This window comes from uncultured Subdoligranulum sp., from assembly GCF_937890665.1.
On sequence record NZ_CALADU010000105.1, the window covers coordinates 33795 to 41881 of the forward strand.

The 8087-nt window shown below is 62.5% G+C and carries 8 protein-coding genes; all 8 read right to left on the reverse strand.

The window, feature by feature from the left end:
- Positions 1 to 11: 11 nt before the first annotated feature.
- The gene (locus tag Q0526_RS06440; RefSeq protein WP_298731744.1) at positions 12 to 302 is read right to left on the reverse strand and encodes a PTS lactose transporter subunit IIB; all 291 of its coding nucleotides are present in this window, start codon (positions 300 to 302) and stop codon (positions 12 to 14) included.
- Positions 299 to 769 (reverse strand): PTS sugar transporter subunit IIA, encoded by a 471-nt coding sequence (locus Q0526_RS06445; protein ID WP_298731746.1) that lies wholly within the window; start codon positions 767 to 769, stop codon positions 299 to 301. Before Q0526_RS06445 ends, Q0526_RS06440 begins: the two co-directional genes overlap by 4 nt.
- Before the next feature lie 145 nt (positions 770 to 914).
- Positions 915 to 3725 (reverse strand): sigma 54-interacting transcriptional regulator, encoded by a 2811-nt coding sequence (locus Q0526_RS06450; RefSeq protein WP_298731748.1) that lies wholly within the window; start codon positions 3723 to 3725, stop codon positions 915 to 917.
- A 14-nt stretch (positions 3726 to 3739) separates the two neighbouring features.
- Positions 3740 to 4663, reverse strand: a complete 924-nt coding sequence (locus Q0526_RS06455; RefSeq protein WP_298731750.1) for a phosphotriesterase-related protein — start codon at positions 4661 to 4663, stop codon at positions 3740 to 3742.
- A 319-nt stretch (positions 4664 to 4982) separates the two neighbouring features.
- The gene (locus Q0526_RS06460) at positions 4983 to 5900 is read right to left on the reverse strand and encodes an ROK family protein (RefSeq protein WP_298731752.1); all 918 of its coding nucleotides are present in this window, start codon (positions 5898 to 5900) and stop codon (positions 4983 to 4985) included.
- Positions 5901 to 5910: 10 nt separating this feature from the next.
- Positions 5911 to 6612 (reverse strand): N-acetylmannosamine-6-phosphate 2-epimerase, encoded by a 702-nt coding sequence (locus tag Q0526_RS06465; RefSeq protein WP_298731754.1) that lies wholly within the window; start codon positions 6610 to 6612, stop codon positions 5911 to 5913.
- A complete protein-coding gene (locus Q0526_RS06470; RefSeq protein ID WP_298731756.1) occupies positions 6609 to 7082 on the reverse strand; it encodes a YhcH/YjgK/YiaL family protein in 474 nt (157 codons plus the stop codon). The genes Q0526_RS06465 and Q0526_RS06470 overlap by 4 nt, the downstream gene beginning before the upstream one ends.
- A gap of 72 nt (positions 7083 to 7154) precedes the next feature.
- The coding region (locus Q0526_RS06475; protein WP_298731758.1) for a dihydrodipicolinate synthase family protein at positions 7155 to 8087 on the reverse strand (933 nt) is incomplete at its 5' end.

The window sequence follows — 8087 nt, forward strand, 5'->3', positions numbered from 1 at the left end:
TACAGTGGTGCTTAGCCGCGCAGGATCTTAACGATCTCGTCGATGGCTTCTTTTTCGCCCACACCGGTGACAAAGCAGGTGCCGCGCACCACCGGGATGGAATCGGTCAGGCTGTCTTTCAGCGCGCCGGTGGGTACAATGACATCAGGGCGATCTACTTTGATCTTGCCTTGTACCTCGGCAAATTTGCACTGAATGAACTTTACATCAATGCCGGCGTTGGCCATAGCGGTCTTCAGCTTGTTGATTGCCAGAGTAGAGGTAATCATGGAAGAGCCGCAGCAAACCATAATTTTTTTCATACGGAAATCCTTCTTTCTTGTAAAATATGCAGTACGTCTTGGGGGGTGTCGGCCGTGGCCAACTGTCCCATGATGTCAGCGTCGGATACAATGCCCATGATCTGCTGCAGAATATCCAACTGTTTGCCGTTGTGGTCCAAAGCGATGTTGAAAATTACCTTGACCTCCACGGTGGCTTCATCGTCATCCATCCGCCGGAAGGTCACCGGCGTGTCCAAGATGGCAATGCCCATAGCGGAATGCTCCACATGAGCGGGGACTACATGGGGAATGGCCGCGTTCCATTGCTCCAGCTCCAGCCCGGTGGGATAGTCCCGTTCCCGTTCCAGCACGGCCTCGTAAAAGCTGGGCTTTACCTTGCCGGCGTGCAGCAGTGCTTCGTACAGCTGGTGCAGCGCCTCCTCTTTGTTGGCTGCTTGTACATGGGTCAGAATGCATTCGGGAAAAAGAATCTCATTGAGTTCCAAATTGTGCTTCACCTCCTCTGGCTGTGTTCTGTCAACTCTGTGCGCCCCTGCAAAATGCAAAAAAAGAATGGGCGCAAGGAATCTGGAATCCTTACACCCATTACTTATAGCAAGTTGCGTGCCAACATGACGGCAGGTTTTGTTTTTAGCGCAAAAGATCGTAAATTTCTTGGGCGGATTTGGCGGAAAGAAGCGCTTTCACGCGGTTTTCGTCCTTGAGCAAATCGCAAAATCTTTGTACAAAAATTTGGCAGCTTTCATCCAAAGCGAACAGAAAAACAATTTCTGCCACAAAACCGCCCGACCAGTCCACCGGACGGCAGGTTTTGGCGATGCAGATGGCAGGTTTTGTGACCAGCGCCGGGTCCCCGTGGGGAATGGCGATCTGCTGGGGCAGGCAGGTGGCGCCCAAATTCTCCCGCTTGTAGACACTGAGCAGAAAATCCGGCTTGACGCAGCCCTTTTCGGTCAGCATGGTACACAGGGTATCCAGCGCGTCGTTCTTGTCGTTGAAGTCGGCGTCGCAAAGGATCAACTGGGGGTCCAGCAGGTCGCCCAGCCCGTTGGGGCGCTGGCAATGGCTTTCCAGCAGATTGGTCAGAGCCATCGTCCCCTGTCCCGAGAAGATGTAGTTCATCGGCAAAAAGGGGATGCCGGGCAATTCGGGGTTGATGGTGCCCACGGCGGCCACAATGTCGTAGTCATGGCGCAGCTCTTCCACCCGGGCCAGCATGGCGTCCCGGTTCAGCAGGCCCACATCCACGATCTTGATGTCCCGGCATTCCACCACGGTGGCTTTCAGGAAACTTTCAATGCGGCGGGCATAGCCTTCGCCGGTGATGCAGACGGTAAGAATGGCCGAGGGTTTGCCGGTGCGCTGTTCCAAATCGGAAAAACCGGCGTGCAGACGGCCGATCTCCAGAGTGTCGGCCAGCTCGTCCAGTGTACACCGCTCCCGAAAACTGGCACGGTGGACCGCATCCAGCGCCATCAGGGTATCTACTCGGGCCACGCAGCGCACATGAACGCCGGTGCGCAGCGAAATTTCCGGCGCAAAGGAGGCCAGCGACCCCATATCCACCAGCAGCAGGCAGCCCAGTCCTTCGTCCACCTGCTGGACCAGCCGGATGGCCCGTTCCAGCACCTGCTCGCTGCTCTCCTGCCAGTCCATCGAAAAGCCGATGGCGTTGTCGTCCTGCAAAATGTGGTTGACCACCTCTGCCATGGCGGGGCCGACCTGCCCGTGGGCCATCAGGATGATGCGGATGCGCTTGCCGGTGCGCCGGGCCGAGAAGGCATACAGGCAGAGGGTGAGCATCTGGATTTGGTAGGCCGACAGGTTGCTGGGGCGCAGGGCACAGTATTTGCTGGCAAAGCGGCGGGCCAGCTCGTACTCGGCGGGGTATTTGTCGGCCAGATGGGCGGTGTCGGTGGGGTCGCCGTGGGGCCCTTGGGATGTCAGGCACAGGGCCACCGATTCCTCAAAATCCCCGCCCAGACAGAGCAGGCAGTCCTGCATGTCGGCCAGCACGGTACGCACCAGCGCCAGCGTTTCCTGATGTTTGCGGCGGCGGACTTCGGCGGCCTCGGCGGCTTCTTGCAGCACCCGGGGCCCGGGATGGATAAACTGGTTCAGCAGGCCCCGGATCCGCTCAGGGGAGGAATCGTCGCTGTCCACGGCTTCTTTTAGCCGCTTGTAGAGCTCGTCGGGTTCGGCTTCCGCCTGCGGTTTGGCATCCCCCGGCGGAAAAACCAACTGCCGGTCATACTGGCTCTCGATTTCCAGCGTGCGGGAACCGGTGACGGCGGGCAAAAGCTGCTGGACCAGCTCGGCCCGGATGTAGACGGCGTCCTCCTGACGGGAAACGCTTTCCAAAAAGGCGTTGGCGCAGCAAACCTGAATGTCGCTTTGCAGTTGGCCGATGTTGCCGGGGCAGTCGTATTGCAGCAGCAGGCGGGCGGCTTCCCGCTCCACCACCAGACGGCGGCCGATCTTGCGGTATTCCGTTTCCAGAATGCTCTGCACCACGGCAAACCGCTCCGACAAGGGCCGGTCGGCCAGCGCCGGCATCGAGATGACGATGGGGATGCGGCGGCGGAAGGTGAGCAGCAGCGCCGATTCGGGGGAGGAGGTGGTGGCGGCAATGAGCCGCACCTTTACCTGATGGGCGGGGCCGGAATCCCCCAGCCGGCGGAAGGCGCCCTTGTCCAGCAGGTAGAAGAGCATCTCCTGCCCTTCGCCGGACAGGCGGTGGATCTCGTCCAAAAACAGGATGCCGCCGTCCGCTTTGTCCACCAGACCGCTGCGGGTGGTGGTAGCGCCGCTGAAAGCGCCGCGCACATAGCCGAAAAGCTGGCTGTTCAGCAGCTGGGGGTTGTCGGCATAGTCGGCACAGTTGAAGGCCACAAAGGGGGCGTCGGGGGCCAGCAGCTTTTGCTGGATGGCGTAGCGGTACATCGTTTCGGCCAGCAGGGTCTTGCCGGACCCCGAGGGGCCGATGATCAGGGTGTGCAGCCCGTTGGGCGGGTAGGATACCGCCGCTTTGGCCTGATGGATCTGGGCTTTCAGGCCGCCGTCAAAGCCGATCATCCGGGCAAAGAGGTTTTCCTCCGCCTCCTGCGGGGCGGGCGGCTCGGCGGCAGCCGTGACCGGTCCGGGGGCTGGGGGCAGGGTCTCCCGCAGTTCCCGCACCAGATAGCGGGATACTTTGAAACCGCTTTCGTTCAGGCGGGCGGTCAGCGACCGGTCGGACAGATCCGGCTCCTGCGCCAGCAGGCGGGCGAGTTCCCGGGTCAGGATGGGCCGCAGCCGTGTGCGGGAATCGGCCACCCCGGCGGTACGGCGCAGCTCCACCACCTGTTCCCGGCGTATCCCCAACATCTGGGCCAGTTGTTCGTCGGTGTAAGGCTGGCGGGGGTCCTCCTGTTCTATCAGGCGGGTAAGGGACGAAGTCATGACCGTTCTCCTTTTTATGGTTGCCCGGCAAAGATGCGGCGGGGGTTATCCACCAGAATGGTGTGCAGTGCGGTTTCCCCAATGCGGGGCAGCAGGGCGTCGTACAGCCGGGTCAGGATATAGGCAAAGCCGGGCTTGCCGCCGTAGGCGGGCAGATAATCGGTCTTGCCCATGTCGCCGGCCAGCGTCACCCGGTCGGCGTAGCCGGCCTCCACCAAGTCGGTGATCATCTGGACCCGGAAGGCGTCGGTGTCCGCCAGTTCCCGCCCCACATGGTCGATGCAGATGGTGGCGCCGGTCTGGCAGAGGGCTTTGGCATAGTCGGTATCCCGGCGGCTGTCGATGTGGCAGAGCAGCACCTCGCAAGGGTCCACGCCGCAGTGCTCCAGCGCCTGCAGTTGTTCCAGCCCCATGGTGCCCTTGTCGCAGTGGGTGCTCAGGGGAATGCCGGTGTCCCGGTGGACCCGGGCGGCGATGGCCAGCGACCGGGCTTCCCGGGGGGTGATCTGTTCGTAGCTGGTGCCCAGCTTCAGCACACCGGGGCGCACCCCGGTGCCGTCCAATCCGTCGGTGATCTCCCCCATCAGCAGGTCGTAGAGTTCTGCGTCGCTCTTTTCATCAAACCACGGGGGCATAAACAGCTCTTTGTGAAAGCCCGTGCAGCATAGGATGTGCGCCCCGGTCTTTTCGGCGATGCGGCGGTAGGCGGCGGGGTCCCGCCCGTAGTGCAGCGGGGTCATCTCCACCAGCGTGCAGCCGCCGGCGTCCAGAAACGATTGGGTCTCCGCCGCCGAGGCTTCCTCGTCCTGCAAGGTGTAGGGAATGTAAGCGGGGTCGTCCAGTTGGGGTTTTACCATCAGGTGCTCGTGCACATAGGTCACGCCCAGTGCCTGCCCGTCCACCGGTCCCGTTACCGTCATGGCGCAATGCCAATTCATACTACCAGTCCTTTCAAAAAGGGGGGACAAAAGCGATTTTGGGCATACAAAATCAGGCCCCGCCCCTGTTTGCAAATCGAAAGGATTCCAGATTCCCGCGCGATCTGCCTGTAAAAGCTGGACTTACATGGTGTTTATCGTGACATTTTGACAAAATCATTATAAGGTTTTCCGCTTTTTTTGTAAATAGAGCGGCGTAGGACTTGACCCGTACCGGGGCGGTGAACGCCGAAGCGCCGGGGCGTTTTCCCGGTTCCGGGAAAAAATGGAAAACCCGCCCTGCCGTAGCGGCAGAGCGGGTCGGGAGAAGAGAAAACGGTTATGCAGTTTGCTGTAACAGATAGTAGACGGCGCCCACCAGACCGGCGTCGTTTTGCAGCGCCGCAGCGGTCAGGGTCAGCCCTTCGGCAAAGGCGGGCATGACCGCCGCCTTGACCTTGCGCTCCAGCGGTTGGATGAGCAGCGTGTTCTGGGCGCTGACGCCGCCGCCCACCAAGATGCGCTGGGGGTTGAAGATGTGGACCATGCCCGCCAGACCTTGGGCGATCTCGTCCATCCAGTGGTCCAGCAGGTCCAGCACATCGCAGCGGCCCGCCTGCGCGGCGGCAAAGATGGCGCGCCCGTCCACCAGAGTGGGGTCCATCGCCTTGGCGGCCCGGACCAGCGCCGTGGTGGAAGCGTACCGTTCCCAGCAGCCCTTGGCGCCGCAGGTGCAGGGCACCCCGTCCAGCGCGTGGGTGCGGTAGTGGCCCATCTCGCCGCCCAGACCCCGGGCGCCTTCCAGCAGCCGTCCCCCGGTAAGGATGCCCCCGCCGATGCCGGTGCCGATGGTGATGCCGATGACATCGGTGCAGCCTTGGGCCGCACCCACCCACACTTCGCCCAGACACATGCAGTTGGCGTCGTTGGCGACCGTTACCGGCAGGTGGTAGTCGGCTTCCAGCCGGTCCCGGATGGGGGCGCCCACCCAGCCCGGCAGGCTGCCGCAGGTGCCCGCTACGATGCCCCGGCGGCTGTCGATCTGCCCGGTGGCCGATACGCCGATGCCGCACAAGAGTTCCCGCCGTCCGGCGGTAAAGTCGGCGGCGGCTGCCTGTACGGTGTCCAAGATGGGGGTGCGGTAGTCGTCAAAGCTCACGCTCCGCTCCGTCCGGTCCAGCACGGCGCCGGTCTCGTCCACAAGGCCCAGCTTGACCGCTGTGCCGCCAATGTCGATGCCCAGATAGATCTTGCTCATGGCCGCTCCTTTACTTGCAGTCCTGAATGGCCGCGGTGAACCGGGCCGTGATCTCGGCGGGGCGGGTGATGGCGCCGCCGACCACCAGCGCATAGGCGCCGGCTTCCAGCGCTTTGCGGGCCTGCTCGGGGTAGTGGATGTGCCCCTCGGCGATCACTTTGGCGGGGCATTCCTTGGCAAGCTGGGCCACAAAGTCGAAGTCGATGTCGTTGATGCCGGTGGTCTCGGGGGTGTAGCCCCGCATGGTGGTGCCCACAAAGTCGGCCCCGGCGGCGGCACAGGCCATGGCTTCCTCCAAGGTGGCGATGTCGGCCATCACCAACTGGTCGGGATACTTGGCCTTGATTTCCCGGATAAACTCCGCCGCCGTCTTGCCGTCGGGGCGCAGGGCGCTGGTGCCCTGTACGGCCAGAATGTCCACGCCGCAGGCCACCAGCGCGTCCACCTCGGCCATCGTTACGGTGATGTACATGGGGGTGCCGGGGTAGTCTTTTTTGATAATGCCGATCACCGGCAGGTCCACCACCGCCTTGATCTGGGTGATGTCCCGCACGGTGTTGGCCCGGATGCCCACCGCTCCGCTCATGGCGGCAGCCTTGGCCATCAGCGGCATAATGCCGCCTTCGGGGGTGTACAGGGGTTCATGCTCCAGCGCTTGGCAGGACACGATCAGCCCGTGATGGATTTGCTGGAAAATTTCTTCCTTCTTCATTCCAAATACGCTCCTTTGTTGTGCAGCATCTCGATCTTGACCACGGCTTTGCGCACGGTGTCGCAGTCCGGGGTGCGGCAACTGGGTTTGTGGGGCTCGCCGGGGAAGAACAGGGCAAACCGCCCATCCCCCAAGGTGCCGGCGGCTTGCTCCGGTCCGGTCACAAAACCGGCGTCGGTCTCCCCGTCGTAGGGCTTGTCCTCGGCCCCGGCGGCGGCCCAGCCCCACTGCTCCGACCCCGTCAGGTCGATCTGCAAATCGGCATAGCGGTGGTGGTACTCAAAAGCGGCGCCTTCGGCGTCCCGCAGGGCGGCATCCATCACGTTGATGAACACCCGGTCGCCGTCGATCTCGGTGCGGCCGTTGGGCAGGGCGGCAGGGTCATGGGCCATCAGCCACCGGATGGCCACGTCCAAATTTTTGTGCAGGCCGCGGTAGCGCGGCAGATTCTGCAAGGTATCGGTGATCATAGGGGGTCCTTTCCGGGGCGGCGCCCCAAACAGGGACAGGCTCCCCTGAAATCAGGGAAGCCTGCCGCCGGATTATAGCGTCTGGACTTCGGCCAGCGCGCTTTCGATCATCGTCTGGGCGGCCACCACAACGGCGTCGTCCGCCTCGGTCAAACCGGGCAGCGGCGGGCGCACGCCGCCCAGCTCCAAACCGTACATGCGGCGCAGGATCTCTTTCTGCACAGCGTACAGGTTGCCGTGGGCCTCGCACATCTTGTAGATGATCCGGTCCGCCAGATACTGCACATGACGGGCGGTGGCGATGTCCCCCTTGCCCAGCAGCTCGTTCATCTTGAGGAACAGCTCGGGCATGACGGCATAGGTGCCGCCGATGCCGCCGTCGGCGCCCATCACCCGGCCCGACACAAACTGCTCGTCGGGACCGTTGAAGACCGCGAAGCCGTCCTTGCCCCGGGCGGCGATGCCGGCATCCTTGAACATCTGGATGTCCTGCACCGGCATGGAGGAGTTCTTCACAGCCACCACGTTGGGGTTTTTCAGCATTTCGGCCAGCAGGGGCATGGTCAGGGCGGTGCCCGCCAACTGAGGGATGTTGTAGATGACGAACTCAGTGTTGGGGGCGGCGGCGCTCATGGCGTTCCAGTAGTCCGCGATGGCGTAGTTGGGCAGGTGGAAGTAGATGGGCGGGATGGCCGCGATGGCATCCACGCCGCACTGTTCCGCATGGGCGGCCAGTTCCACACTGTCGGCGGTGTTGTTGCAGGCCACATGGGCAATAACGGTGATCTTGCCCTTGGCCTCGCTCATGACGGCTTCCAGCACGGTTTTGCGCTCCGCCACGCTTTGGTAGATGCACTCGCCGGAAGAACCGCCCACGTACAGGCCCTTGACGCCCTTGGCGATCAGATGCCGGGCCAGCGCCTTGACGCCTTCCACTGAGATCGCCCCGTTCTTGTCATAGCAGGCATAGAAGGCCGGGATCACACCGCGGTATTTGTTGATGTC